Raw genomic sequence first — 26675 nt, 5'->3', positions numbered from 1 at the left:
CTGTGTTATCAAGGTCAACACTTGCAAAGCTGGTCTGTTATACGGCAAAATCAAATAATTATATTAACAAGCAAGCAGAAAAATTATGATCGAAATCACCAAAGAAACCTTGTTTTCATCAAACACCCAAGCTGAAAACGAACAACTAAGCATATTAAAACGTCATTTCCCAAATTGTTTTGACAAACAAGGCGCATTTTTGCCTGAAAAAATGGCGAAAGCGTTGCAATCAAACGGCATTAAAACAGAAAAAGAAAGCTACAGCCTCAATTGGCTGGGCAAATCCTATGCCAAAATTTTAAAAGACAGGCAGCCTGAAACGCTTTTAGCGGAAGATATTGAACACAATCAAAAACCAGAAAATCAAAATAGCGAAAATATCTTAATTCAAGGCGATAACTTGGAAGTGTTAAAACACCTAAAACACGCTTATAAAAATCAGATCAAGATGATTTACATCGATCCGCCGTACAACACAGGTTCAGACGGTTTTGTTTATCAAGATGACCGAAAATTTACGCCGCAGCAGTTGGTTGATTTGGGGATGGATTTGGAAGAAGCCAAGCGTGTGCTGGAATTTACTGCTAAAAAATCCAATTCACACAGTGCGTGGCTGACGTTCATGTATCCGCGTTTGTATATTGCGCGTGAATTGTTGCGCGATGACGGCGTGATTTTTATTTCTATTGATGATAATGAACAAGCACAATTAAAACTACTTTGTGATGAAGTGTTTGGGGAAGAGAATTTTGTAGATATTTTAATTGTTAAAAAAAGTGCAAATGGTATGGGTAGTAAGGAGGGGTATTCTACTAATCATGATTTTATTTTGGTTTATTCCAAAAAAAAGCAAGATAAAAATTTCATCGGGATAACCGTATCAGAAGATTATATAGAAAGCTTTAAGAAAATAGATGAATTTGGCAAATATAAAACTGATGGATTATTTAGAAAAAAAGGACGTAGTGCTAGACGAGAAGATAGTCCTAACTGTTTTTATCCAATTTATGCAGATTTAAAAACTGGAAAAGTATATCTAACACAAAATGAAAAAAATGATTTAAAGGAAATTTTCCCTAAATTGCCAAATGGAAATGATGGGCGTTGGATTTGGAGTATGGATTTTGCAGAAGATAAAACGCATAGATTGTATTCTAGTCCCCAAGGTACGATTTATGTAAAAGATTATTGGAGTGATGATTTAAGGGAAAAACCAAGAAGTATATTAGAAGATAATGCTTATTTAACAGATACGGCAACCAATGAAATTATTGATTTATTTGGTTTAAAAGTATTTTCTACACCTAAACCCCAATTTTTAATAACAGATTTAGTTGATAATTGTACAAAAAATGAAGATATTATCTTAGATTTTTTTGCAGGTTCTGCGACTACTGCTCATGCAATTGAACAGCTTTGTGCAACAGACAAACAGAAAAGAAAATTTATTGTTGTACAAATTCCTGATGATTTAGATGAAGCATATAAAGTTGCTAGTAAAGACGGAAAAGAAATTATTCAAAATGCCATCAATTGGCTAGATAAACACAATAAGCCACACAATTTATTTGAAATCACAAAAGCGAGAATTGAGTTAGCGTCAAAGAAAATCCAAACTGAAAACCCTGATTACACAGGCGATTTAGGTTTTAAAATTTTCAAAACCGAACCGCACTTTCAGACGACCTTAAATACCGATTTTGACTCACAAATTGATTTTTTACCCAAAACTGATTTAAACAATGAACAACTGCATACGCTCTTAACTACTTGGCGAGTGTTTGACGGTTGCAGGCTGCCTGAAAAAGTAGAAACCGTTGATTTAGCAGGTTATCAAGCGTTTTATTGTTGTGGACATTTATATTTATTGGCAAGCGGTTTTACATCAGAGAACGTGAAAGCCTTGATTGAACGCTTGGATAACGATAAGGATTTTGTGCCTGAACGCATTGTGTTATTTGGCGAAAATATAGATAGCGTGATGCAAAAAGAATTGGCACAAGCAGTGAAAACCTATGCCAATAAAAAAGGCTTGAACAATTTAAGCGTATTGGCGAGGTATTAAAATGGCAGGTTTTACTTACGAAAAAAATTTGCCCCATCAAGAGCGAGCGATTGAATCCGTTTTGGCAGTGTTTGACCGTGTGCATTTAAATAAAAATGTGCAAACAGATGAAAATCCCTTAATTGAATTTGCAGGCAACCTAAAAACGGATAATTTGCAAAAAATCCAACAAGCCAATAACGTGGGCGATATAGCGTTATCCCATAGTAATGTGCTTGATATTTCAATGGAAACGGGGACAGGCAAAACTTATACCTACACAAAAACGATGTTTGAGCTCAATCGTGAGTTGGGCGTGTTTAAATTTATCGTGGTTGTGCCCACTCTTTCCATTAAAGCAGGGACGAAAAACTTTTTGCAAAGCGTGTCGCTTGCCGAGCATTTTCGCAAGGATTTTGCAGGGCAATATGGCGAAACAGAAATTGAATTGTATGTAGTAGAAAGCCAAAAAAACAAAGCAAAAAAAGCCTTTATGCCCTCTGAAATTGTGCGTTTTGTGCAAGCAGAAGATAAGCAGAAAATCCACGTCTTATTGATTAATGCAGGTATGATTAATTCCGACACAATGGCGGGAAAAGATAAGGGCAATGACGGCAGCCGCTTGATTAAAGATAAGTTTTCTGTGCCCTTTGAGGCCTTGGCTTCAACTAATCCCTTTGTGATTATTGATGAACCGCATAAGTTTCCTACAAGCAAAAAAACGTGGGAAAACATACAGAAATTTAATGCCCAATTTATTTTGCGTTATGGTGCAACCTTTAACAATCAATTTGAAAATTTACTTTATCGATTAAATGCGATTGATGCGTTTAATGATGATTTAGTAAAAGGCATTCGTGCGTTTACTGAACAAATTGACGGAGACAATGGCGAGCGGATTAAACTGATTGATTTAGACGGCAAAGAAGCGACGTTTATTTTAGATAAACAAGAATTTAAGTTAAGTAAAGGCGAAAATTTAAACCGTATTCATCAAGCCATTAGCGATTTGTTTGTGTCTGAAATGAATAAAAGCGTGCTGGTGTTGAGCAATGGTATTGAATTGAAAAAAGGCGATACCATCAATCCATATTCATACAGCGATACTGTGCGGGATAAAATGATGCGACAAGCAATTAGAGAACATTTTATCTTGGAAAAAGAATTGCTTACGAGAAATGGTGGACGGATTAAACCTCTCACATTATTTTTCATTGATGATATTGCAGGCTATCGTGATGAGAAAAATCAACTTTCAGGCAGCCTAAAAACCGTTTTTGAGCAAATGGTAAAAGCGGAATTAGAACATCGTTTGCAAAAAGAAAATGATGAATTTCTACGCCAATATTGGCAAACGGCATTAAACGATATTGCCAAAACTCACGGTGGCTATTTTTCGCAGGATAACAGCGATAAAGACGACAAAATCGAGCAAGAAGTAAATGAAATTTTGCACGATAAAGAAACCTTGTTATCGCTTGCTAATCCACGTCGTTTTGTGTTTTCCAAATGGACGTTGCGAGAGGGTTGGGACAATCCTAATGTGTTTCAAATTTGCAAATTGCGTTCAAGCGGCTCTGAAACGAGCAAATTGCAGGAAGTCGGTCGTGGCTTACGTTTACCTGTAAATGAATATATGGCAAGAGTAAAAGATCAAGCCTTTTTCTTGAATTATTTTGTGGATAATAGCGAAACGGATTTCGTTAAAAAATTAACTGATGAAGTGAATAGTGCGGTGGTAAAACCGATTGTTTTTACGGCTTTAACTGATGAATTAATTAAGAAAATTCAGACGGATTATCCTGATCTCAGTAAGAAACAGATTCGCAATCAATTAGCAGATTTAACCGATGACGATGATGTCTTTTTGGAAAATGGCTTTGCTGAAACGAAAAAATTATTCCCAAAAGCCTTTGAAAGTTCAGGCAACCTGAAAGATGGAAAAATCAAAGGTTCAGGTGAAAAAGCTGAAAAAGTCAAAATGCGTATCGCTAAATATGATGAATTAAAAGCCTTATGGGAAATCATTAACCAAAAAGCCTTGTTGCAATACAAAATCAAAGATGAAGATGAATTTTTGAGTTTGTTTATCCGTTATCTGAAAGAAAATGCGGATAAATTTACGGCAACCGGCATACGCACCGTACAAAATAAAATTCGTGTGGATAATGGTTTATTGTCTGCCACTGAAACAAGAAGCCTGAATGATGAAGTTTTTGAACCGATTAATACGCTGAATTATCGTGAGTTTTTATTGAAATTATCGCAAACGGCTTTGATTCAAATGCAGACTTTGCACAAGGCATTTTTTGCGATTCGTGATGTGTTGGAAATTTCAAACTTCCTGAATGAACGCACGATTCACACGATAAAAGCAGGGTTTGACCGCTGGTTATTACTCAATTCCTTTAATGCGTTTGAAGTAGGATTTAGCCGTGTGGGAGGCAGTGTTCATCCAACCAAATTTACGGATAATCAAGGTAAGGCGTTGGCAGAAGTGAATGCTTCGGATTTAGGCACACAGTTTGATTCGAGTAGTCCATTGGCTGAGTTTTTGTTTGAAAGTGTGTTTTTTGATAGTGAATTGGAACACGCAAACATAACGAAAAATCAAGTAAAAGAAGTAATTGTGTTTACAAAAATCCCAAAAAATTCTATCAAAATTCCTGTGGCAGGCGGCGGTACATATTCGCCCGATTTTGCTTATATTATAAAAACAAGCTCGGGCGACACGTTGAATTTGATTGTAGAAAGCAAAAATGTACCAGACGATCAATCTTTACGTTCGGAAGAACAGCAAAAAATTAAACACGCAGAAAAATTGTTTAATCTCGTTGCATCGGATACAAAAATTGTTTTTAAAACCCAATTTGAGAAAGATGAAATTGTGAATGTGATAAAAAATGCACAGCAACAATGATGAGTAGTTTGTTTTTCTAATACCTAAAAAATAACCGCACTTATTAAGTGCGGTTAAAAAGAATGATTAATGCACACGAGGCTCTTCGACATCCTCATCATCAAAAAATTCCCCATCATCACCGTATTCATCGTCATCGGCATTCGGGTCTTCAAAATAGGTGCCCCAACCATCATAAATGCCTTTATATTTTTCTAATAACGGAAGGATTTCTTTTTGTTGCGCATCAATAATTTCCGCTTTTAATTCTACTTCACTGATAATGTCAAAGCAGAAAATAGGTTTGCCGTCATCATCTTCAAATTCTTCCGCTTCTGAAACTTCATAATCAGCTTTAAACGCATCTACCGCGATTTTTTCTAACAAATCAAAATCGTGATGAGCAATGTGATGCTCAATAATATAAAGCGCATCCGGGTCACTACCGTCGTTAAGTAAATCAGCGATAATTTCACGGGTTTCTGCTTGTAACTCAGCCAATTTTGACATAATAAAATCCTTCAACAAGAACAAAAGTGCGGTTATTTTAGTGGATAAATCACTAAAAGTCGCATAAAATTTCGCGCAATTATTTTCTATAAAAAAGAACCCTTAATCATGCTCGAACAACTCCCTTATTTGGCATTAAAAACACCGCCAAAAACCACCGCACTTTTAAAGGCTGAATGTGCGGATTTTATTGTAAAAGAGCATTTAGGCTATGAAATGTCAGGCGAAGGGGAGTTTGTTGCCTTGTATGTACGCAAAACAGATTGCAATACCTTATTTGTTGGTGAAAAATTAGCTAAATTTGCCGGTGTTTCTGAACGCAATATGGGATATGCGGGGTTGAAAGATCGTCGAGCAGTGACAGAACAATGGTTTTGCTTGCAAATGCCGGGAATGGAAACGCCCGATTTCAGTCAATTTGAATTAGAGGGCGTAGAGATTTTAGCGGTTACTCGACATAACCGAAAAATTCGCACGGGTAGCCTTGAGGGAAATTATTTCGATATTTTATTACGCGGTGCAGAAGAATCTGATGAGCTTAAAGCGCGGTTGGATTTTGTGGCAAATTTTGGTTTCCCAAATTATTTTACGGAACAACGTTTTGGTCGGGATGGTCATAACCTCACGCAAGCATTGCGTTGGGCGCAAGGTGAAATCAAGGTAAAAGATCGTAAAAAACGCAGTTTTTATCTTTCCGCTGCGCGTAGTGAAATTTTTAATCTAGTTGTGGCGGCGCGTATTGCAAAGAGCGCAACAAATCAAGTTTTGCCAAACGATATTGTGCAATTAGCAGGTTCGCACAGTTGGTTCAAAGCGGATGAAAAAGAAGACTTAAATGCCTTGCAAGTGCGGTTAGAAAATCAAGATATTTTACTCACTGCCCCTTTAATTGGCGAAGATGTGTTGGCCGCAAGCGATATTGAAAATGAAATTGTAAGTAAACATTCAGTTTTCGATCCTTTAATGAAACAAGAAAGAATGAAGGCAGCGCGTCGTCCATTATTAATGAAGGCAAAAGCGTTTTCTTGGGCATTTGAGCCAGAAGGCTTGCGTTTGAAATTTTATTTGCCAGCGGGCAGTTATGCCACGGCATTAGTTCGTGAGTTAGTAAATTATACAGAAGCATAAGGAAGTACAATGCGAATTTTAGTCAGTAATGATGACGGTTTTCACGCGGAAGGCATTCAAGTTTTAGCAACAGAATTAAGAAAAATTGCAGAAGTCATTGTTGTTGCACCTGATCGTAATCGAAGTGCAGCATCAAGCTCGCTTACATTAGTGGAGCCACTGCGCCCACGCCATTTAGACAATGGCGATTATTGTGTGAATGGTACACCAGCAGATTGTGTACATTTAGCGTTAAACGGATTTTTATCTGGCCAAGTGGATTTAGTTGTATCGGGCATTAATGCAGGTTGCAATATGGGCGATGATACGATTTATTCAGGCACATTAGCAGCAGCTCTTGAAGGGCGTCATTTAGGCTTGCCTGCTATTGCGGTTTCGTTAGATGGTCGTCAACATTATGAAACAGCAGCACGAGTGGTGTGTAATCTCATTCCAAAATTACATCATCAATTATTAAATCCTCGTGAAATTATTAATATCAATGTGCCAGATTTGCCTTTTGAAGAATTAAAGGGTTACAAGGTGTGTCGCTTGGGTTACCGTGCCTCGTCTGCAGAAGTTATTAAACAAAGGGATCCTCGTGATGAAACCATTTATTGGATTGGTCCTTCAGCATTACCCGAAGATGAAAGCGAGGGAACAGATTTCCATGCGGTGAAAAATGGTTATGTGTCTATCACGCCAATTCAGGCAGATCTTACTGCACATCATTCACTTTCGGCTTTACAAGGTTGGTTAGAGCAGGAATAATGGTGCGTTCTACCAAATAGAGAAGAAATATGAAAATTTTCGGTACGATGTACGATAAAACCATGCAATGGTCAACGCACCGCTTTGCGACTTTTTGGCTCTCTTTTGTTAGTTTTATCGAGGCGATATTTTTTCCTATTCCGCCCGATGTGATGTTGATCCCAATGTCTATGTCAAAGCCAAAAAGTGCGGTGAAATTTGCATTTTATACGGCAATTGCTTCTGTCATCGGCGGGGTGATTGGTTATGCAATTGGTTATTATGCAACTGACTGGGTGGAAAATATTGTACAACAATGGGGATATGGTGCGCATTGGGCAAAAGCCATAAATTGGTTTGAGCAATGGGGCGTATTAGTTGTGTTTGTGGCAGGTTTTAGCCCAATTCCTTACAAGGTGTTTACACTCTGCTCTGGCGTAATGCAAATGGCATTTTTCCCTTTTGTTATCACCGCATTTGTTTCACGTTTAGTGCGTTTCTTGCTGGTGGCAAAATTAGCCGCATGGGGCGGTGAAAAATTCGCAGCAAAATTGCGAAAATCTATTGAAATTATTGGTTGGTCAGTGGTGGCACTGGCTGTCATAGCTTACTTTATATTGAAAAACTAGGATAAAAGAATGAATAAATTAGGTCTTATTTTAATGACTGGATCCGTATTAGTTGGATGTGCATCAGAACCAGTTAAAGATCCAGATGCATTACCAAACGGCATCATGCAACCAGTAGAAGGCACAGGCGCTGTTGCTGGCGGTAGCTTTATGCCAGAAATTCAAAAAAATACAATGCCAGCGCAAATGAAATAATAAAGGAACAATAAGGAATTACTATGAAAAAATCGTTTCTCTTACTCCCTTTAAGTATTATTGTATTATCAGCTTGTACCTCTAATTCTCCTGCGCCAATTACCAATGCAGATAACACGCTTTCACCTGGTATTATGCAACCTGTAAATGGCGAGAGCACGGGCGGTTCTTGGCAACCTGAAATTCAAAAAAACACAGTACCAGCGATGGGCGGTGTACCAACAGGTGTGCAAGCGCCACAACCAAATTTTCAGCCGACTTATCAACCGCCAGCCATGCCAGCAGCGCCTGCTCAACCGGCATTCAAACCTGTACAGCCAGCGTTTCAGCCAGCTCAAAAACCAGCTGCGCCAACACCAGCGCCAGCTGTGCAAACAAAAACCATCACTAAAACTGTTTCTGATTGCGTAGGTTCGCAACATATTAATGTTCCACGCAATCCAAATACCAATGCACCAGATTATAGCCAAATTGAAAAAGGCTCTTACAAAGGCAATACCTATAAAGTGAACAAAGGCGATACCATGTTCTTAATCGCTTACTTGGCGGGGATTGATGTAAAAGAATTAGCTGCCTTGAACAACATGACTGAGCCTTATAGTTTGAGTCTAGGACAAACTTTAAAAATCTCTAATTGTGGTACAAAAACAGTGACAACAACGGTTCCTGTAAAACAACCTGTAGCAACAACGACAACAACTACTGCGGCTGCACCGGCAGCGCCAGCAGAACCAGCAATCACCTATACGCCAGGTGCAAATGGTACACAAATGGGATCTGATGGCACAATCATTGGACCAATTAAATCTGGCGCAGGTGTAGCGAATAGCGCACCAGCAATGGTACAGGTTGCAACTGCACCAGTTGCCCCTGCGACAACAACACCAGTAGAGAACACCAATAGCACACCGATTAATGCCAATGTTGTTGCACCAATCGCATCAAATGTTGCATGGCAATGGCCGACTTCAGGTAATATCATTCAAGGTTTCTCCAATACTGATGGTGGCAATAAAGGGATTGATATTAGTGGTTCTCGTGGACAGGCTGTAAAAGCAGCTGCATCAGGTCGCGTCGTGTATGCAGGCAATGCTTTACGTGGTTACGGTAATTTAATCATCATCAAACATAATGATGATTTCTTAAGTGCTTATGCGCATAACGACAAAATTCTTGTAACTGATCAACAAGAAGTCAAAGCCGGTCAAGAAATCGCAAAAATGGGTAGCTCTGGTACAAATAACGTGAAACTCCACTTTGAAATTCGCTACAAAGGTAAATCAGTGGATCCAGTACGTTACCTTCCAAGACGTTAATATTCCTCTAAAAAGAGCGGTGAAAAATCTCAACAAATTTTCACCGCTCTTTTTTTATCTGGCTTTTTCCCCTTTCGGCACCTAAAATAGCCGCCACAAAACTTATCTTTATTCAGTTTCAAAGCAGGTAATTAGATGATTTCCGAAGAAAATTTCTGATGCATAAGGCTATGTTTGTTTATTTGCAAGGGTTCGCGCGTTTTGGAAATGAAAAGCTACATAATAACCTACACTTATGTAGCTTTTATAGCTGAGGGGGCAAATTATCTCAGAGATGTTTGAGTGAAATACCCAATAGAATTGTCTATGATATCTGGGTATTTTGACCAATCAATGTTGAGTATAAACTTACTTTTACACTTTTCAAGACATCTATTCGTTTTTAGTCTTAAGTTTCTATTCACCTTTGTATCATCATCTACTTTAGCTTGTAGATACGATTTAACCGCTAGAGGAATACTTTTCTCCTCTTTTATATAAGGAAGGAAATCCTTAAATTGAGAGGCGATTTTATTTCTTCTATAAATGAGAATTCTACTGAATGGGTTTTCTAGCATTGAAACCTCCGATAGAAAAAGTGGTTGTTGATATGGCGGTTTTATTCTTAATTCTAAGCAAGTAATGCTCCGCTTAATATGTTCTCTCTTAACTATAAGGTTATTTTGGTAAACATCTTCAACTTCTTGAAATTTTAGTTTCTCATATACTAAAAGGTAAGAACTAGAACGTTGAGAACCAATAGCATAATTGTTCTTACAATCATCTTCGTTACCTAAGAAATTCCGCCCTGTTCTAGCATTAGGAATAGAGAAGTAATAATTTCTTAGAAATCGCTTGCTGTGTACATCAAGGGTAAGATCGATTCGAGTTACTCTACTAGTTTGTAACAGCATATCAATAACCTCTACCCCAATATGTTTCTTCAGCCATTTGATCACATTAGGTATGTCTCTATTTTTTGCATATTGTGGAGATAACTCAAATCTAACTCTAGGCTCATTAAGTTTTCTTGGGAAATCGTAAGATAATAGCAGATAAAAATCAGGATTTTTCATCGAAGTAATTTTTATACCACAGCGGTAATGTTTAACTTTTATACTACATATCTCATATTTTCCAGATCTAACCTGCTTTAACTTATCAAATTTTTTGTATACACCCCAGAATTCTTCAGCTGGTATTATTTTTGATACAAAAGATAGCTTATCAATTCCCATATAAATAGGGTATTTTTTGAAAGTACCTACACAGATAAAGTTATTCTTTCTATAAATAGCATTTCTGTTTACAAGAATGGTATTTTTCATAGCTAATTTCCTATTGAGTTGTTGTATTATTTAATAAATATGCTTGTAACGTGCTAATAGAGTGATTGGAACTTGAATTACATGCACATCCTCTATTTACAATCCATTCATCAATTTCCGTTTCTAACCACGCAACAGCTCTCAATGACAGTTTCTTTGGTGGTGGAAAATCAGATGTTTTGATTAGTCGGTATATAGTTGATTTGGATAACGTTGTTTTTGCCATTACTTGGCTTAGTTTGATTAGTTTCATAAAAACCTCATTTATTACCAAAAGGCGGAATTACCCTTTGCGAGGTTTCCTTTACAGAAGTGAATATTTAGCTATTTTTAGCTCTTAAACTGGCTGACAGTCAGTTATAAATAGCCTAAAATAACTGACTGTCAGTTTTATTAATTTAGTTGCTGACTGTCAGTTGGTTTAAGGAAGAAAAGTGAGTACGAATTTTATTGGACAAACAAGAAAGCAAAAGAGAAATTGTGAAGAGCAACAGCGTAGAAGGAAATCAATCAAGGAACGCTTTCCCAAGACGGTTACATTCCATACTTATGAGGATATTGATGAAAAAATAGCAAGAAGACAGATGAAGATAGCAAAAGCCTTTGAAATAGTAGGAGAAAAGATAAGACAAGCGGAAGTAAAATCTTTAGCTATTACTTATTATATTTATATTCACGCAAGAAAAGAAAAATTAAGAATATTGCGTCAAATCTATAGATATTCAGGTGAGGAAAATATGACTTTAGATAAATTACTTAAGTTGTTAGATAAAAATGTTCCACTGAAAAAAGAGAAATGGAATCGAGAAATCCTACTTGCTTATTTATTCTTTAGGGATGAAAGAGATAAAAAATAGTGAACTAGGTAAAATTTCAGAGATTTTTACGCTATTTGTACCACAACTATCAAAAAGAACTAATTTTTCGTTATCGTAACTTTTTATCAAACTCCAATGATAGTTAGTCGAGAATAATACTATTGAGTTAGATTGGCTTTCTAGATGAGAAGATATAAGTAAGGGAATTTTTGAGTGTCTTCTTATGTTAGGGTAGTCTATTCTTATTTGCTTATGTATTTTAGCGGTATGATTTAATAAATACTTCATTTGGTGAAGATCCAATCCACTCGTGAGTAGATCATAAATACCCCAGTTATTCATATAAGCTAAAAGTAGCTCGTGAAATAATGGTTTTCGCTTAATTTTCTTATTTGATACGAAATAGACTGCATTTACTATGCTATAAATTCCGCATAAACAGTCTAATTCCCCCTGTTGCAATGCTTTCATGCAAAATAAAAATATGTTTATATATCAATATTTTAACATATTTTTTAGCATCTACAAAATAGTCTCAAGGAAGACTAAAAGACCACGTTTTTTGTCCGCACTTAACCTATCTAAATGAGCATAAAGTCTATTTCTAATACGATCTTCTGAAACAGGAATAAATTTCTGTTTATCATTAATTTTTTGATCTGATATGCAATCTATAAAAAACCAGCTAATTTCGGTATTCAATGCTGCGGCAATTTCGACTAGATGTGCAACATTAATCTTATTTTCACCTCGCTCATAACGAGAAAGTTGCTGTTGTGCGATGCCAATTTGCTCCGATAGCACGGAGGCACTTAATCCAAGCTCTTTACGCTTTTGCTGAATCCGCTTTCCTATCAATCTATCGGTTTCTGTTACTGAAAGTTTCGACATTATCTAGCCTTAAAATCATCTTTTATAGCTATTTTGTAACTGTTTTACTCCTTTAAAAATATCGGTTATAGTATATTTTACGAATATCACCTATTTAAGGATTTTGTTATGAAGCATTCTTTTACACTTATTCATTGGTATGGACCTTTTGAGCTTTCTGAAGTGATTGAATCAGATTGGGGAAAAGAGAGCGGGCTCTATTTGTTTACAGGAAAACAAAAAGATGAGACTGAGAGCCAAATTCAATACTGCGGTATTTCGGAACAGTCCTATGCATCCCGATTTAAAACTCATCATAAACACTGGAAAATTGATAGTGAGCGAGAGGTTTGGTTAGGGATTATTGAATCTACACCTTACCCTCATATGAATGGAGCTTATTTAGCCTATTTGAAAGAGCCTGAGCGCTTACTTACCTATTATTTACAAGCTCCATTAAATGAGAAAAATCGTATTTTGAAACCACGACCAATGACAGTAATCAACTATTGGTTTACAAAAGATAAAGAACTTAGAAGAAAAAATGTTCACGTAGCTCAGCAAGGTATGCACAGTGTCATTTCTTGGGATGGTGAAAACTGGCATTTAGGTGATCTTAAAATTGTTTCAGATGAAGAGGAATAACCAGCTATGCAATTAGATGATTTTAATATTACTGCTGAATATATGGAATATTCAGATAGTAGTAATAAATCCGAATGGGGGGAACCACTACCTTGCTGGATTAAGTATGAAAGTGAATCTAAAGAATTAAGTATTAAGTTTGAATATGAACAAGAGGGAAAGCCTAATACTTATGTTTGGTTTAAAGGCATAGTAGATATGCTCACTTATCCTTGTTCAGTAGAGCTAAGATCAAATAAACCTAATGTTACAGAAGAATCAATGTTGTTAGAAATAATAAATGATGGTGAAAATTGGTACTTTGAGGGAGTAGTTTATGATCCTTATACAGAAAAGATTGATGGTGTATTAGTCAATAGAATTGCTGAACGAATGATCTATATCAATCAAGTTGATCCTTGGGAAAGTGAGCTAGATTTTTAACCTATTATCTAGAGGTTTTTATGTTTTCAAATAATTTATTATTGCCGATAGAGTTCTTAACCAAGCATTATAATGCACAGTTGCCTGATGTGGACGGAGTACTATCGACATTTGGTATCGCGAATGCCAAGATCAGTTACGATATTGGTCCTGTAGTTACGACTTACAATATTAAATTAGAGCTAGAGAGCCTAGAAAAAAACATCATCAATCAACTTTCAGATCCTACAAAATGGGCGGAATTATTGAATGTGCATGCCGTTAAGTGCGCAATATCGAAAGCTATAATCAGAAAATCTGCCGTTTAAATGCGGAAGGTATTGCTAAAGATACATTTAGCCCATTACCTTATATTGTGATCGTTATTGATGAATTTGCCAATCTAATGCTGACATCTGGTCAGCAGACGGAAGAATGTATAGTGCGTATTGCACACAAAGCAAGAGCAGTGGGGATTCACTTAATTCTCGCCACACAACGCCCTGCTAGCAATGTTATTACAGGTGTTATTCGGGCAAATATTCCTAGTCGTATTGCATTCACCGTGACAAGTGCGGTAGATTCTTGTACTATTCTTGATCAGCGTGGCGCGGAAACATTGTTAGGGCGAGGTGATGTGCTATATTCTGGATCAGGCTCTCCAGATTTAACTCGTATTCACGGTGCGTTTATCAGTGATGAAGAAATAGTTGCGATAACCGATCTTTGGCGTCTGTGTGGACAGACTCAATATCAAGAAAATATCTTCACTGAAGAGGTATTTTCGCCAGTTAAGACTGAGCTTGATCCCTTATTTGATATTATGCGTAAATGGGTAATTGAAACTCAAACTATTTCAATATCAGCAATTCAACGCAAATTTAACCTTAGCTTTAGTCGAGCCGCTCACATTATGGATCAGCTTGAAACAGAAGGTATTGTATCTGAGCTATCAATGGGAAAACGGCAGTTACTCATAACAGAAAATTAAAGAATAGGCAGGGAACTGCCTATTTTTGTTCTGTTAGTAAATCATCTAGGTAATCAGCCCATTTTTGTAACCAAATTTTACATTCTTTATCGTAAGTATGTAGATTATAAGTACCTTCAATACCTTTCTTTGAATGTCCTAGAATAGCCTCGCCAACTTCATTCGGGCACCCCAATCTCGCCAAACCTGTTCGAACTGTTCTACGCAGATCGTGTGGCGACCAATGTTCAATGTCTAACATTGCCCCACTTTTTCTAAGTCCCCAAGTTCTTTCGGTAAGGTATTTTTGTTGGATAGGCTTTTCTTGTAATCGCATTTGAAATAAGTATTTTGTTGATCGATCAAATGTTTTAAGAAGATCTACTGCTTGATTAGATAGCTGAACATAGCGAGATGTGCCAGTTTTAGTTTCTCGAAGAAAAATTGTCTTCATTTCTAAATCAATATCATCCCAAGCAATAGCGCAAATTTCCCCTGTTCGACAGCCCGTGAGTAATGTAAGTAGAAATACGTTTTGGATTTTTTCTGTTAGTCTTGATGTTTTCAGCCATTTTAGGAATATCCCTAATTCACGGTGATCAAATGCTCTAGTTCCTTTGTTATTCGTGAGTTTAATGGTTGTCATTTTTAACGTTTCTTTTGCTAATAATGCAGGGTTCACAAAATTTTCATCAAATTTATCTAGTCCAATAGCAAAACGATATGCCGCAGTCCACTCTCTAAGAACACTTCCTGCTTGCACGCTTGCACCTCGATTGTTCACGATATTTGTAATATGTTCCGCGATTTCTTTTCTTGTCATAGAAGAGGCTAATCTATCGCCAAATGGAATGACTACATCATTGTATAAAGTTCGTCTAACTTCATCTTGCCCTTTAGGTTTTCTAGCACCAACGATTAGACGACCATTCTCACTATAATGATCTTCAATATATTGCGATAAATACAGCTCAATCAGATCCTTGACATAAAAGAGTTTCTGGCTTTCTTTTTGAGCTTGCTCTTTTTTAAATGTTTTTAATTCGGTTGCAGGACAGCGACCAGCTAAACGAATATGTTTTAGCTCTTTTAGCTGCTTTCTTGCCTCTGCTAGGCTAGTTTGAGGAAATGAGCCTATTTTTACTTGAGTTAGCTTTTTAGTTATCGGGCTAGAATATCGGTAAAAGAAAGTCTTTACTCCTGTTTTCCCACAAGTAACCCTTAAACCAGAATACTCACCTATATCAGCTTTATCTGAATCTTTAGGTTTCATCATTTCAATAGTTTTTGTAGTTAGTGGCTTTTTAGTCTCATAACTCATAAAATACCTGACAATTTTAGCTTTTTCGTTGTATGTATATTATACTACAACCTATAAAAACCTACAAAATAACCTATATTTAAATGTAGTATTTTGTAAGACTACATAAAACTTAGCAAGACGCTATAAAACGAAGTGTCTTATAAAATTATTTATGTATCAATGAATTACAAGGCATAACTAAATGATTTTAGAAGATAAATTAAGCCAACACACCCCAATGATGCAACAATACCTAAAACTCAAAGCAGAGAATCCGGATATTTTGTTGTTTTATCGCATGGGAGATTTTTACGAGTTGTTTTATGACGATGCGAAAAAAGCAGCGGCATTATTGGATATTTCTTTGACGAAACGAGGTCAATCTGCAGGGCAACCAATTCCAATGGCTGGGGTGCCTTATCATGCGGTGGAAGGCTATTTAGCAAAATTGGTTCAGTTGGGTGAGCCTGTAGCGATTTGTGAACAAATTGGTGATCCAGCCACAAGCAAAGGGCCAGTGGAGCGCCAAATTGTGCGAATTGTCACACCTGGTACGGTAAGTGATGAAGCACTTTTGCCAGAGCGCCAAGACAATCTGATTGCGGCGGTATATCAAGAAAAAGAAAAATTTGGATTAGCTACTTTAGATATGACCTCTGGCCGTTTTCAGCTTTCTGAACCTGCAGATAAAGAAACATTACGTGCAGAATTGCAACGTATTGCACCTGTGGAATTGCTGTATTGTGAAGAATTTAATGAAATGGCTGCGATTGAACATTGCAAGGGATTACGCCGTCGCCCGATTTGGGAATTTGAACTTAGCACAGCCATCACCTTACTGAATCGCCAATTTGGCACAAAAGATTTACGCGCCTTTGGTGTGGAAAAATCCCCTTTAGGCTTAAGTGCGGCAGGTTGTTTATTGCAATATGCAAAAGAAACCCAACGTACTGCATTACTCCATATTCAAAGCATTAGCTTAATTCAAAATCAAGACTGCATTCAGTTAGATGCCGCCACGCGCAGAAATCTTGAATTGACGAAAAATCTTGCGGGTGGCACAGAAAATACGCTAGCGTCTGTATTGGATAAATGCGTCACGCCAATGGGCAGCCGCTTATTGAAACGTTGGATTCACCAGCCTATTCGTGATGTGGAAAAATTAAAACAACGCCAACAAGCGATTGCGGAAATTCTGAACTTTGATTTGGTCGATGAACTTCAGCCTTATTTGCAATTAGTTGGCGATATGGAGCGTATTTTAGCGCGTGTGGCGCTACGTTCAGCGCGTCCTCGCGATCTCACTCGCCTGCGCACAGCGTTAGAACAAATTCCAGCATTACGCACGATTGTTCAACAAAAAACACCACCATTTTTAACCGCACTTTTCAGCCAAATTGCTGATTTCAGCGAGCAATGCAATTTATTGCAACGTGCATTGATTGAAACGCCTCCGCTTTTAATTCGTGATGGCGGCGTGATTGCTGAAGGTTATAATACCGAGTTAGATGAATGGCGTATGCTGTCTGATGGTGCAACGCAATATTTGGAAAACCTCGAAAAACGGGAGCGTGAAAACACAGGTATTGACACCTTAAAAATCGGTTTTAATGCAGTGCATGGTTATTACATTCAAATTAGCCAAGGCCAAGCGCATAAAGCGCCAATTCATTATGTTCGCCGTCAAACCCTAAAAAATGCAGAGCGTTACATTATTCCTGAACTCAAAGAATATGAAGACAAAGTGCTGAAATCAAAAGGTGCAGCGTTAGCATTAGAAAAGCAACTTTACGATGAATTATTTGATTTATTATTACCGCACTTAGGTTCATTACAACTGGCGAGCCTTGTACTTTCTGAATTGGATGTATTGGTCAATCTTGCCGAGCGCGCAGACACCCTCAATTACGTGATGCCAACATTCTGTGATGAAGTGAGCGTAAAAATTGAAAATGGTCGCCATCCTGTCGTGGAACAAGTATTGAAAGATCCTTTCATCGCCAACCCAGTGGAGTTAAATCACAACCGTCATTTGTTAGTTATCACTGGGCCAAATATGGGTGGTAAAAGTACTTATATGCGCCAAACTGCATTAATTACATTGCTGGCGTACATCGGTAGCTTTGTGCCGGCAGACAGCGCGCGAATTGGGCCGATTGATCGTATTTTTACTCGAATTGGTGCGTCTGATGATTTAGCTTCAGGGCGTTCAACATTTATGGTGGAAATGACCGAAATGGCAAATATTCTTCATCAAGCTACTGCGCAAAGTCTCGTTCTTATTGATGAAATCGGTCGCGGCACATCCACTTATGACGGTTTATCCTTAGCTTGGGCTTGTGCAGAATGGTTAGCCAAAAAAATCCGCTCGCTTACATTATTTGCCACCCATTATTTTGAATTAACCGCATTGCCAGAACAGCTAGAAGGCATTGCCAATATTCATTTAGATGCACTTGAGCATAACAACACCATCGCCTTTATGCACGCTGTACAAGATGGTGCTGCAAGTAAAAGTTATGGTTTGGCAGTAGCGGCTTTAGCGGGCGTGCCACAATCTGTTATTAAACTGGCAAAACAGAAATTGACACAATTAGAAAAAACATCAGGCGATTCAGCCGATCAGCAAATTCAGGCATTACGTGAAGCCAATCACACTCAAGGTGAATTATTATTTGAACAAGAAACGGATGCACTAAGAGAGGCAATCGAAAAACTGGATCCCGATGATTTAAGCCCTAAACAAGCCTTGGCGTATTTGTATCAGTTAAAGAAAATGGTGGGGTAACATCAAAAAATGCGGTGAAATTTTGATCTAGTCAAAAATAGACTATTTACTTAAGGACTGATGATGACATAGCATCGAATCAGTCTTTTAATTTCAGTTTCATTCGTTGCTGATTATAGTAATCCAAATAATCCTTACAGCTTTGGTCTGAATGTAAAATGTTTCGCTTTATTTAAGTTGTTTTGTTCTTTGCTGGCTCTTGTACTATCCATTTTGTCAAAAATAGGGAGCCTATCTATTTTTATAGGTGAATAATTATTTTGGGGCTGACGTAGATTAGCAAGAGTGCTAGTCTACGTCAGCCCCTAATTTTTTAATGAAAGAATATGTAGCTCCTTTTAAGGGGGAATCAGGGACAGGGATTGTCAGTTTTCACAAGCCCCAAGAGAGGCTTGTGAAGTATAGTTCCTTATAGGGGGCTAAAAACCTCGTGTTTTACGTACGAATTGTCATTTAGTAAAGTACTCGCGCACGAATTGTGCCATCGATTTCCTTCAATTTCGTCAGTAATGGCGATGCATCATTCGTTTCTACATCAACGACAACATAACCAATTTTCGGATCAGTTTGTAAATATTGCGCGGCAATATTGAGGTTGGCTTCGACGAAGATTTGGTTCAGTTTGTTCAATATACCAGGACGATTTTCGTGAATATGCAATAAGCGTTTGGTTCCTTCATGTTCTGGTAAAGATACTTCTGGGAAGTTGACGGAAGAAAGCGTTGAACCATTGTCTGAATATTTGACAAATTTGCCTGCTACTTCAAAACCGATATTTTCCTGTGCTTCTGCGGTTGAACCGCCGATATGTGGAGTTAAAATCACATTATCAAATTCGCGTAACGGTGAGACAAATTCCTCATTAATTGACGCAGGTTCAATTGGGAATACATCAATTGCGGCACCGTGAATTTTACCGTCTTTTAAGGCTTGAGTGAGCGCATCAATATCTACCACTGTGCCACGCGCAGCATTGATCAAAATTGCACCTTGTTTTAATTGTGCGATACGCTCAGCGTTCATTAAGTTTTTGGTCGATGGCAGTTCTGGCACATGTAATGAAACCACATCGCAAGAACTGAGTAATTCTTCAAGGCTACGAACCTGTTTGGCATTACCAAGCGGAAGTTTATTTTCAATATCGTAGAAATACACATCCATGCCTAATGATTCCGCAATAATACTTAACTGTGAGCCTATGTGGCCGTAACCAATAATTCCTAATTTTTTACCCCGCACTTCATGAGATCCAGTCGCTGATTTATTCCAGACGCCACGATGTACTTCAGCATTAGCCTGTGGCACATTGCGCATAAGTAATAAAATCTCGCCTAATACAAGTTCTGCGACGGAACGAGTGTTTGAGAATGGGGCATTAAATACAGGGATTCCACGCGCTTTGGCTGCATTTAAATCCACTTGGTTGGTGCCAATACAGAAACATCCCACCGCGATTAATTTGGGTGCGGCTTCAATCATGTCTGCCGTTAAATGGGTGCGAGAACGCAAGCCGATAAAGTGTGCATCTTTAATGGCTTCTTTTAATTCATCACCATCTAGCGCTTTTTTATAGTAATCAATATTGGTATAGCCTGCCGCATGGAGCGTATCAAGTGCGCTTTGATGCACACCTTCAAACAATACAAATTTGATTTTTGATTTGTCTAGAGAGACTTTGTTTGTCATGTTTGCTTCCTTATGATTTTTATTATGAATTAGTCAATAATTTTGGCGCCTTCAGACGTACCGACGATCACAACGTCTGCGCCACGTAACGCGAATATCCCATTAGTGACGACACCCGCAACGTTGTTTAATTCTTTTTCTATTTCAACTGGATTTAAAATAGTGAAGTTGTGCACATCTAAAATCACATTGCCGTTGTCTGTCACCACGCCTTCACGATATTCAGGTGCGCCACCAAGTGCGGCTAATTTTCTGCCTACTTGTGAACGAGCCATTGGAATAACTTCAACTGGTAATGGAAAGGTCGAACCTAACACATCCACTTGTTTACTAGAATCCACAATACAAATAAATTTTTTCGCTAATGCAGCGACGATTTTTTCACGAGTGAGCGCTGCGCCACCGCCTTTAATCATCATTTTTTGTGGATTGATTTCATCTGCACCATCCACATAAATATCTAAGCTAGAGACATCATTTGCATTAAATACTTCAATACCTTGTTTACGTAATAATTCTTCTGATGCTTTTGAAGCCGCAACTGCGCCTTGAATTTTATCTTTGATTGTACCTAAAGCCTCAATAAAGCAGTTCACCGTGGAGCCGCTTCCCACCCCAACAATCGTATCTGCTTTTACATATTGTAATGCGGCTTGTGCGGCGAGTTTTTTCATTTCTAATTGATTCATTTCTTTTCCTTATTTTAATAAGTAAACGATTGCGTTACTTTATTACGAGAGTATTTAATAAACAAGTGTAATTTTCCGAACAGATGTCTTTCGCAAGCAGTACCATTTCATGTTTTGGTTATTCTTCTATTAAAAATAATTCTAAGAGTTCATTAAGAAATAATTTGCCATGCTCAGTGATTTGCCAATAATCAGCGTTTTCCACAATATAGTTTTGTTGAATGGCAAAATCAATTTGATTTTTCACTGCACTTTGCGATAAACCTGTGTAATCTTCAAATTCTTGTTTGGGCACCGTTTCTAACAAACGAAAGCGATTCATGAAAAACTCAAAAGGGCGGTCAATTTCTGGCACATTTTTTTCTTCGTAAAGATATTCGCCATGCAAATAACCTTTCGGGTGCTTGGTTTTAGCAAAGCGGGTAATCTCACCATTCGGAAACGTCAATTTCCCGTGTGCGCCACAGCCAATGGCTAAATAATCCCCAAACCGCCAATAATTCAAATTATGTTTACATTGAAAACCAGCTTTTGCGTAAGCAGACGTTTCATATTGCTGGTAGCCTGCTGTGGTTAAAAGTTGGTGGCCTTGCTCAAAAATATCCCAAAGCTCATCATCATCTGGTAATTTAGGTGGGCGGTAAGCAAACATCGTATTTGGCTCAATCGTGAGCTGATACCAAGAAAGGTGAGATGGGGATAGTTCAATTGCTTGACGAAGATCATCTAAGGCTTCTTCTAGTGTTTGGTTCGGCAAGCCGTGCATTAAATCCAAATTGAAACTTTTTAGCCCAGAAACTTTCGCTAAATTGACCGCACTTTTTGCCTCTGCTGCATTATGAATTCGCCCAAGGCGCTGTAATTTGTCATCATTAAAACTTTGTATCCCCATAGAAATTCGCGTGATGCCTGCGGATACATAACCTTTAAAACGTTCAGCTTCTGCCGTGCCAGGATTAGCTTCTAATGTGATTTCAATATTATCTTCAAAATCAATCTGTGTTTTTATTTCTTTTAAGAGATACGCAATGCTTTCTGCTGAGAATAAACTTGGCGTACCGCCACCAATAAAAATTGAATGGAGTTTTCGCTGTTGAATAGAATCTTTAAAGCGCTGTAAATCGGCCTGCAGATCTTTCAGAAGATGATGAATATAGTCTTGTTCTGGTATATCGCCTTTTTGTGCGTGCGAATTAAAATCACAATAAGGGCATTTTTGAACGCACCATGGAATGTGTATATAAAGGGAAAGTGGAGGAAGTTTGAGCATGCTGTTATTTACAAGTTTTAAATGTGAGAACAGTTGAAAAAGTACAAATTCACGTTGTGTAAATATGAAATTTTAGCTGACACTGTGAATGTTGATAAAAAGGGCCTGTTTTCACAAGCCCTAAAACATTCAATTAATTGACCGCTCTTGTTGTCTTACTGGTCGCTTTACGGCGGGGTGATTTTGCCGCTTTAGCTTCAACTTTGACAAACTCAATGCCTTCAGGCGGATTTTCCAACGCAAGACCAAGTACTTCATCAATGGTTTCTACTGCATGAATCGCAAGATTTTGTTTTACGTTTTCTGGAATTTCTTCGAGATCTTTAACGTTCTCTTTTGGAATTAATACGGTTTTAATTCCGCCACGATGTGCAGCAAGAAGTTTTTCTTTTAATCCACCGATTGGTAATACTTTACCGCGTAAACTGATTTCACCTGTCATGGCTACATCAGCACGTACAGGATTACCTGTTAAACAAGAAACTAATGCAGTACACATTGCAATACCTGCACTCGGGCCATCTTTTGGTGTTGCACCATCTGGCACGTGAATGTGAATGTCGCGTTTCTCATGGAATTCAGAATTGATACCCAATTTTTCAGCACGTGCGCGCACAACAGTCATAGCTGCTTGGATGGATTCTTTCATTACATCACCTAACGAGCCGGTGAATGTGAGTTTTCCTTTTCCAACAACGGAGGCTGTTTCAATCGTGAGCAAATCACCGCCCACTTCTGTCCAAGCGAGGCCTGTCACTTCACCAATGCGGTTTTGTGTATCGGCTTTGCCAAATTCAAAGCGTTTGACACCAAGATAATCGTGCAGATTATCTGAATTTACCGTGATAGATTTAAGTTTTGGATTTACCAATAAATTTTTCACTGCTTTACGGCAGATTTTTGAGATTTCACGTTCTAACCCACGAACGCCCGCTTCACGTGTGTAATAGCGGATAATATCTAAAATTGCATTTTCTTCGACGGTAAGCTCGCCTTTCTTCAAACCATTACGTTCAATTTGTTTCGCTAACAAATGACGCATCGCAATATTAAGTTTTTCATCTTCTGTGTAACCAGAAAGACGAATCACTTCCATACGATCCAATAATGGGCCTGGAATGTTCATAGAGTTTGATGTTGCTACAAACATTACATCAGAAAGATCATAATCCACTTCTAAATAGTGATCGTTAAACGTGGTGTTTTGCTCGGGATCTAATACTTCAAGCAATGCTGATGCTGGGTCACCTCGCATATCGGATGCCATTTTGTCGATTTCATCAAGCAAGAATAATGGATTTTTTACACCCACTTTTGCCATCTTTTGAATTAATTTACCCGGCAATGCACCAATATAGGTTTTACGGTGACCACGGATTTCTGCCTCATCGCGAACACCGCCTAATGCCATACGTACATATTTTCGACCAGTGGCATTGGCAATAGACTGACCAAGAGAGGTTTTACCTACGCCTGGAGGACCAACTAAGCAAAGAATTGGTCCTTTCACTTTGTTTAAACGTGCTTGTACTGCAAGATATTCAAGAATACGTTCTTTCACTCGTTCTAAACCATAGTGATCGGCATCTAATACTTGTTGTGCTTTCGAAATGTCTTTTTTCACTTTAGAACGTTGATGCCAAGGCACTTGGATCATCCATTCAATGTAGCTACGAACAACGGTCGCTTCAGAAGACATGGCTGACATCATTTTGAGTTTTTGTAGCTCATTTTCCACTTTATCGCGTACGTCCGCAGGCATGCCAGCCGCTTCTACTTTTTGACGAAGTTGTTCCACTTCATCAATCGTATCTTCGTTTTCACCACTATCCATTTCTTTGCGAATGGCTTTAATTTGTTCGCTTAGATAATAGTTACGTTGGCTTTTCTCCATTTGTTTTTTTACACGACCGCGAATGCGTTTTTCAACTTGAAGAATGTCCGCTTCTGATTCCATCATGCCAAGCAGATATTCTAAGCGGTCTTGCACGTTAGCAAGTTCCAACACGCTTTGTTTATGGCGAACACTTACCGGTAAATGCGCAGCCATTGTGTCTGATAAGCGATCTGCATCACCAAGACGATGAAGTGCATTTAATACATCTGCAGGGATTTTTTTATTTAAGGTGAGATAATTTTCGAATTCAGAAAGTACCGCTTTTTTCGCAACATCTAACTCTTTCTCATCACCATAAGTGGTTTCGATAGGGGTAATTTTTGCGGAAAAGCACTTTTCGCCATCTTCAAGGCTGTTAATTTTCGCGCGGTTTTGACCTTCAACTAGCACTTTCACTGTGCCATCAGGTAATTTTAGTAATTGAATAATGTTAGCAATGGTACCCACATCAAATAAATCTTCAGGGGTAGGTTCTTCCAAATCTGCTTCTCTTTGAGATACCAAAAGAAGCTGTTTATCATCGTTCATCGCTTCTTCAAGGGCATTAATTGATTTTGCACGCCCTACAAAAAGTGGCATTACCATATAAGGGAAAACGACGACGTCGCGTAATGGCAATACGGGCATCGTACGTTGGGTATTCTTCGCCATAATTTATCTCTCTTAATTCTTTCCGATAATTTGGGTAAATATTGGGGTAGGGAAAAAGGAATTCAAGGAAAAGATTATAACAAAATCTGAGTTATAAAGTGGGTTTTAAACAAAAAAGAATTTTGGCAAATGCAGTGATAATCGCTAAAATGACTGACAATTTTATTAAATTTCACAAAATATTGAGTTATGTCCACGAAAAATAATTTTATTTTCCCCACTTATGTTCAAATGTATCCTTATTCCAAGGATCGCCCTTTTCTCAAACAAGTGCGGGAAAAATTACGCTATTATGGCTATAAGTGGTTGTATCAAAAGCAATGCCGCCAATTAGTAAATTTTCTTAATACAGAAACTCAATGGCAGCCTTTATTTACACAAGATTATTATCGTATCAATACAATGCTGACTACTTTTTGCGATAAACGCTTTTCTGCTGCTGAACGTTTAACAGCGATTACCGAGAATTTACGTTTGGCAGAAAAAAAAATGAGGCGTTCGCTTTGCCAACAATTATTAGCTCAACAATATATTGTGCTAACGCAATTAACCGATGATTTGCGTTTATCTTTAAGTATCAATCATATCGATCCCTTTGAAGGGTATTTTTCTATTAATATTCGTAATCAACATGATGAGCGAGTATATGATGCATCTTTCACTTTTTTAAGCCCGAATAAATTGCTTATCGCCTCGATTCAAGGCCCCTCAAGTGACAATGCTCAAGAGCTTATAAAACAAGCGACAAAAGCATTGCACGGTATGCGTCCAATGTTTCTGTTAGTCAATGCGTTCAAAATGCTTGCTGAAAAATGGCAATGTGAGTTAGTGGGCATTCCACACAAAGCGCAAGGAAAATATCGTCTTTCTGCGCGCAGTAAGATTTTGTTTAATTACGATGAATTTTGGCAAGAAAACCAAGGAGAATATCGCCATAATTATTGGCAATTACCTTTGCATATTGAACGCAAACAGTTAGAAGATATCGCAAGTAAAAAACGTTCTATGTATCGTAAACGTTATGAAATGTTAGACCAAATGGCATTGGATATTCAGCAACTTTAACGAAGAAAGTGCGGTAAAAATGAGAGAAATTTTTACCGCACTTCTCAATTAATTTTCTTGTTTTTTCACTTCATCCCACAACAAATCTAACTCAATAAGTGGCACATCATTAACTTGCTTACCTTGTTGTTGAACCGCTTGTTCTACTGCTCGAAAACGACGTTCAAATTTTAAATTCGCTTTCCGTAATGCATCTTCAGGATCACATTTTAAGTGGCGAGCAAGATTGACGGTTGAGAACAATAAATCACCCATTTCCTCTTCCACTTTATTTTGTTCAATCGAAGTGCGGTTAGTTTCAGCTTGAACTTCTTCTAATTCTTCCCGCACTTTGTCAAATACGGGTGAAATTTCTTCCCAATCAAATCCTACTTTTGAACAACGTTTTTGTAATTTTACTGCTCGCGTAAGAGAAGGTAAAGCACGGGGCACATTATCTAAAATAGAGGTTTCTTCACTTTTACCTTGTTTTTCTTTGGCTTTCATTTCGTTCCAACGGGAAAGGGCTTCTGTTTCGTCCCCCGCTTTTGCATCACCAAAAACGTGGGGATGACGGCGCACAATTTTTTCAGCAACATCTTGCAATACATCATCAAAAGTAAAGTATTTATCTTCCGTAGCAAGCTGGCTGAAGAAAACGACTTGTAACAATAAATCTCCTAATTCTTCGCGTAAATTTGGTATATCTTTTTTCTCAATCGCTTCAATTACTTCGTAAGTTTCTTCCGTTAAGCAGGGAATCATGGATTCATAATTTTGTTTTAAATCCCAAGGGCATCCGCCATTTGGATTACGAAGTTGGGCAATGAGTTGGATGAAATCTTGAATGGAGTAGCGCATAATTTTATTTCCTTTGATGGAATG

24 protein-coding genes are annotated in these 26675 nt (G+C 37.9%); 14 read left to right on the top strand and 10 right to left on the bottom strand.

The genetic code is table 11. From position 1 onward, the window contains the following. Positions 1-85: 85 nt before the first annotated feature. Both DV417_RS03990 and DV417_RS03985 read left to right on the top strand, forming a co-directional pair. The gene (locus DV417_RS03990; protein ID WP_118878660.1) at positions 86-2065 is read left to right on the top strand and encodes a site-specific DNA-methyltransferase; all 1980 of its coding nucleotides are present in this window, start codon (positions 86-88) and stop codon (positions 2063-2065) included. A 1-nt stretch (position 2066) separates the two neighbouring features. After that, a complete protein-coding gene (locus DV417_RS03985; RefSeq protein ID WP_118878658.1) occupies positions 2067-4964 on the top strand; it encodes a type III restriction-modification system endonuclease in 2898 nt (965 codons plus the stop codon). A gap of 66 nt (positions 4965-5030) precedes the next feature. Here DV417_RS03985 and rraB read toward each other — a convergent pair whose 3' ends face one another. Next, complete coding sequence (rraB, locus tag DV417_RS03980) at positions 5031-5453, bottom strand: ribonuclease E inhibitor RraB (RefSeq protein ID WP_118878656.1); 423 nt, start codon at positions 5451-5453, stop codon at positions 5031-5033. 108 nt (positions 5454-5561) lie between these two features. Here rraB and truD point away from each other — a divergent pair, with 108 nt between their 5' ends. Genes truD through nlpD form a run of 5 tightly spaced genes read left to right on the top strand, consistent with a single transcriptional unit; the run spans position 5562 to position 9450 of the window. After that, on the top strand, positions 5562-6581 hold the full coding sequence (gene truD, locus DV417_RS03975) for a tRNA pseudouridine(13) synthase TruD (protein ID WP_118878654.1): 1020 nt from the start codon (positions 5562-5564) through the stop codon (positions 6579-6581). A gap of 9 nt (positions 6582-6590) precedes the next feature. Beyond that, positions 6591-7331, top strand: coding sequence for a 5'/3'-nucleotidase SurE (surE, locus tag DV417_RS03970; RefSeq protein WP_118878652.1), 741 nt, complete (start codon positions 6591-6593; stop codon positions 7329-7331). 29 nt (positions 7332-7360) lie between these two features. Beyond that, entirely contained in the window at positions 7361-7939 is a 579-nt protein-coding gene (locus DV417_RS03965; RefSeq protein WP_118878650.1) for a YqaA family protein, read from the top strand. Positions 7940-7948: 9 nt separating this feature from the next. Further along, complete coding sequence (locus DV417_RS03960) at positions 7949-8134, top strand: hypothetical protein (RefSeq protein ID WP_118878648.1); 186 nt, start codon at positions 7949-7951, stop codon at positions 8132-8134. A 23-nt stretch (positions 8135-8157) separates the two neighbouring features. Continuing rightward, positions 8158-9450 carry a murein hydrolase activator NlpD gene (gene nlpD, locus DV417_RS03955; protein ID WP_118878646.1) on the top strand — a complete coding sequence of 431 codons (1293 nt, stop codon included), beginning with the start codon at positions 8158-8160 and terminating at the stop codon, positions 9448-9450. 263 nt (positions 9451-9713) lie between these two features. Here the strand turns inward: nlpD and DV417_RS03950 are convergent, their stop codons facing one another. Together DV417_RS03950 and DV417_RS03945 are read right to left on the bottom strand one after the other, a co-directional pair. After that, positions 9714-10757: a hypothetical protein gene (locus tag DV417_RS03950; protein ID WP_118878644.1), complete on the bottom strand. Its 1044-nt coding sequence runs from the start codon at positions 10755-10757 to the stop codon at positions 9714-9716. A 10-nt stretch (positions 10758-10767) separates the two neighbouring features. After that, positions 10768-11010 carry an AlpA family transcriptional regulator gene (locus DV417_RS03945; protein WP_046938925.1) on the bottom strand — a complete coding sequence of 81 codons (243 nt, stop codon included), beginning with the start codon at positions 11008-11010 and terminating at the stop codon, positions 10768-10770. Between the two features lie 181 nt (positions 11011-11191). Between DV417_RS03945 and DV417_RS03940 the strand changes: the two genes are divergently transcribed. Then, positions 11192-11614: a hypothetical protein gene (locus DV417_RS03940; RefSeq protein WP_118878642.1), complete on the top strand. Its 423-nt coding sequence runs from the start codon at positions 11192-11194 to the stop codon at positions 11612-11614. Between the two features lie 483 nt (positions 11615-12097). Here DV417_RS03940 and DV417_RS03935 read toward each other — a convergent pair whose 3' ends face one another. Then, positions 12098-12466 (bottom strand): helix-turn-helix domain-containing protein, encoded by a 369-nt coding sequence (locus DV417_RS03935; protein WP_005699313.1) that lies wholly within the window; start codon positions 12464-12466, stop codon positions 12098-12100. Between the two features lie 108 nt (positions 12467-12574). On the opposite strand from DV417_RS03935, the gene DV417_RS03930 reads away from it, so the two are divergent. From DV417_RS03930 to DV417_RS03915, 4 genes are read left to right on the top strand one after another with little or no spacing between them, the layout of a single operon-like run. Then, positions 12575-13090: a hypothetical protein gene (locus DV417_RS03930; RefSeq protein WP_005699280.1), complete on the top strand. Its 516-nt coding sequence runs from the start codon at positions 12575-12577 to the stop codon at positions 13088-13090. 6 nt (positions 13091-13096) lie between these two features. Next, positions 13097-13513: a hypothetical protein gene (locus DV417_RS03925; protein ID WP_046938922.1), complete on the top strand. Its 417-nt coding sequence runs from the start codon at positions 13097-13099 to the stop codon at positions 13511-13513. A gap of 20 nt (positions 13514-13533) precedes the next feature. Then, positions 13534-13821 carry a hypothetical protein gene (locus tag DV417_RS03920; RefSeq protein WP_118878640.1) on the top strand — a complete coding sequence of 96 codons (288 nt, stop codon included), beginning with the start codon at positions 13534-13536 and terminating at the stop codon, positions 13819-13821. Beyond that, complete coding sequence (locus tag DV417_RS03915; protein ID WP_338121158.1) at positions 13779-14483, top strand: DNA translocase FtsK; 705 nt, start codon at positions 13779-13781, stop codon at positions 14481-14483. The genes DV417_RS03920 and DV417_RS03915 overlap by 43 nt, the downstream gene beginning before the upstream one ends. A 19-nt stretch (positions 14484-14502) precedes the next feature. Here DV417_RS03915 and DV417_RS03910 read toward each other — a convergent pair whose 3' ends face one another. After that, positions 14503-15783: a tyrosine-type recombinase/integrase gene (locus DV417_RS03910; protein ID WP_118878638.1), complete on the bottom strand. Its 1281-nt coding sequence runs from the start codon at positions 15781-15783 to the stop codon at positions 14503-14505. Between the two features lie 184 nt (positions 15784-15967). Here DV417_RS03910 and mutS point away from each other — a divergent pair, with 184 nt between their 5' ends. Then, a complete protein-coding gene (mutS, locus tag DV417_RS03905) occupies positions 15968-18553 on the top strand; it encodes a DNA mismatch repair protein MutS (protein ID WP_118878636.1) in 2586 nt (861 codons plus the stop codon). A gap of 453 nt (positions 18554-19006) precedes the next feature. On the opposite strand, the gene serA is transcribed toward mutS, so the two are convergent. The 4 genes from serA to lon form a co-directional block, all read right to left on the bottom strand. After that, on the bottom strand, positions 19007-20239 hold the full coding sequence (gene serA / locus DV417_RS03900) for a phosphoglycerate dehydrogenase (RefSeq protein ID WP_118878634.1): 1233 nt from the start codon (positions 20237-20239) through the stop codon (positions 19007-19009). A 29-nt stretch (positions 20240-20268) separates the two neighbouring features. Continuing rightward, positions 20269-20928, bottom strand: a complete 660-nt coding sequence (gene rpiA / locus DV417_RS03895; RefSeq protein WP_118878632.1) for a ribose-5-phosphate isomerase RpiA — start codon at positions 20926-20928, stop codon at positions 20269-20271. Positions 20929-21046: 118 nt separating this feature from the next. Further along, the gene (hemW, locus tag DV417_RS03890; protein ID WP_065246492.1) at positions 21047-22198 is read right to left on the bottom strand and encodes a radical SAM family heme chaperone HemW; all 1152 of its coding nucleotides are present in this window, start codon (positions 22196-22198) and stop codon (positions 21047-21049) included. A gap of 133 nt (positions 22199-22331) precedes the next feature. Next, complete coding sequence (lon, locus tag DV417_RS03885; protein ID WP_118878630.1) at positions 22332-24746, bottom strand: endopeptidase La; 2415 nt, start codon at positions 24744-24746, stop codon at positions 22332-22334. Between the two features lie 189 nt (positions 24747-24935). On the opposite strand from lon, the gene DV417_RS03880 reads away from it, so the two are divergent. Then, a complete protein-coding gene (locus DV417_RS03880; RefSeq protein ID WP_118788615.1) occupies positions 24936-25811 on the top strand; it encodes a VirK/YbjX family protein in 876 nt (291 codons plus the stop codon). Between the two features lie 48 nt (positions 25812-25859). On the opposite strand, the gene mazG is transcribed toward DV417_RS03880, so the two are convergent. Further along, positions 25860-26651, bottom strand: coding sequence for a nucleoside triphosphate pyrophosphohydrolase (gene mazG, locus DV417_RS03875; RefSeq protein WP_114908341.1), 792 nt, complete (start codon positions 26649-26651; stop codon positions 25860-25862). Between the last annotated feature and the right edge of the window lie 24 nt (positions 26652-26675).

The organism is Haemophilus haemolyticus (assembly GCF_003490935.1).
GTDB classification, from domain to species: Bacteria; Pseudomonadota; Gammaproteobacteria; order Enterobacterales; family Pasteurellaceae; genus Haemophilus; species Haemophilus haemolyticus_M.
Note: the sequence above shows the minus strand (reverse complement) of the source record. Positions and strands in the feature narration are given on the sequence as shown.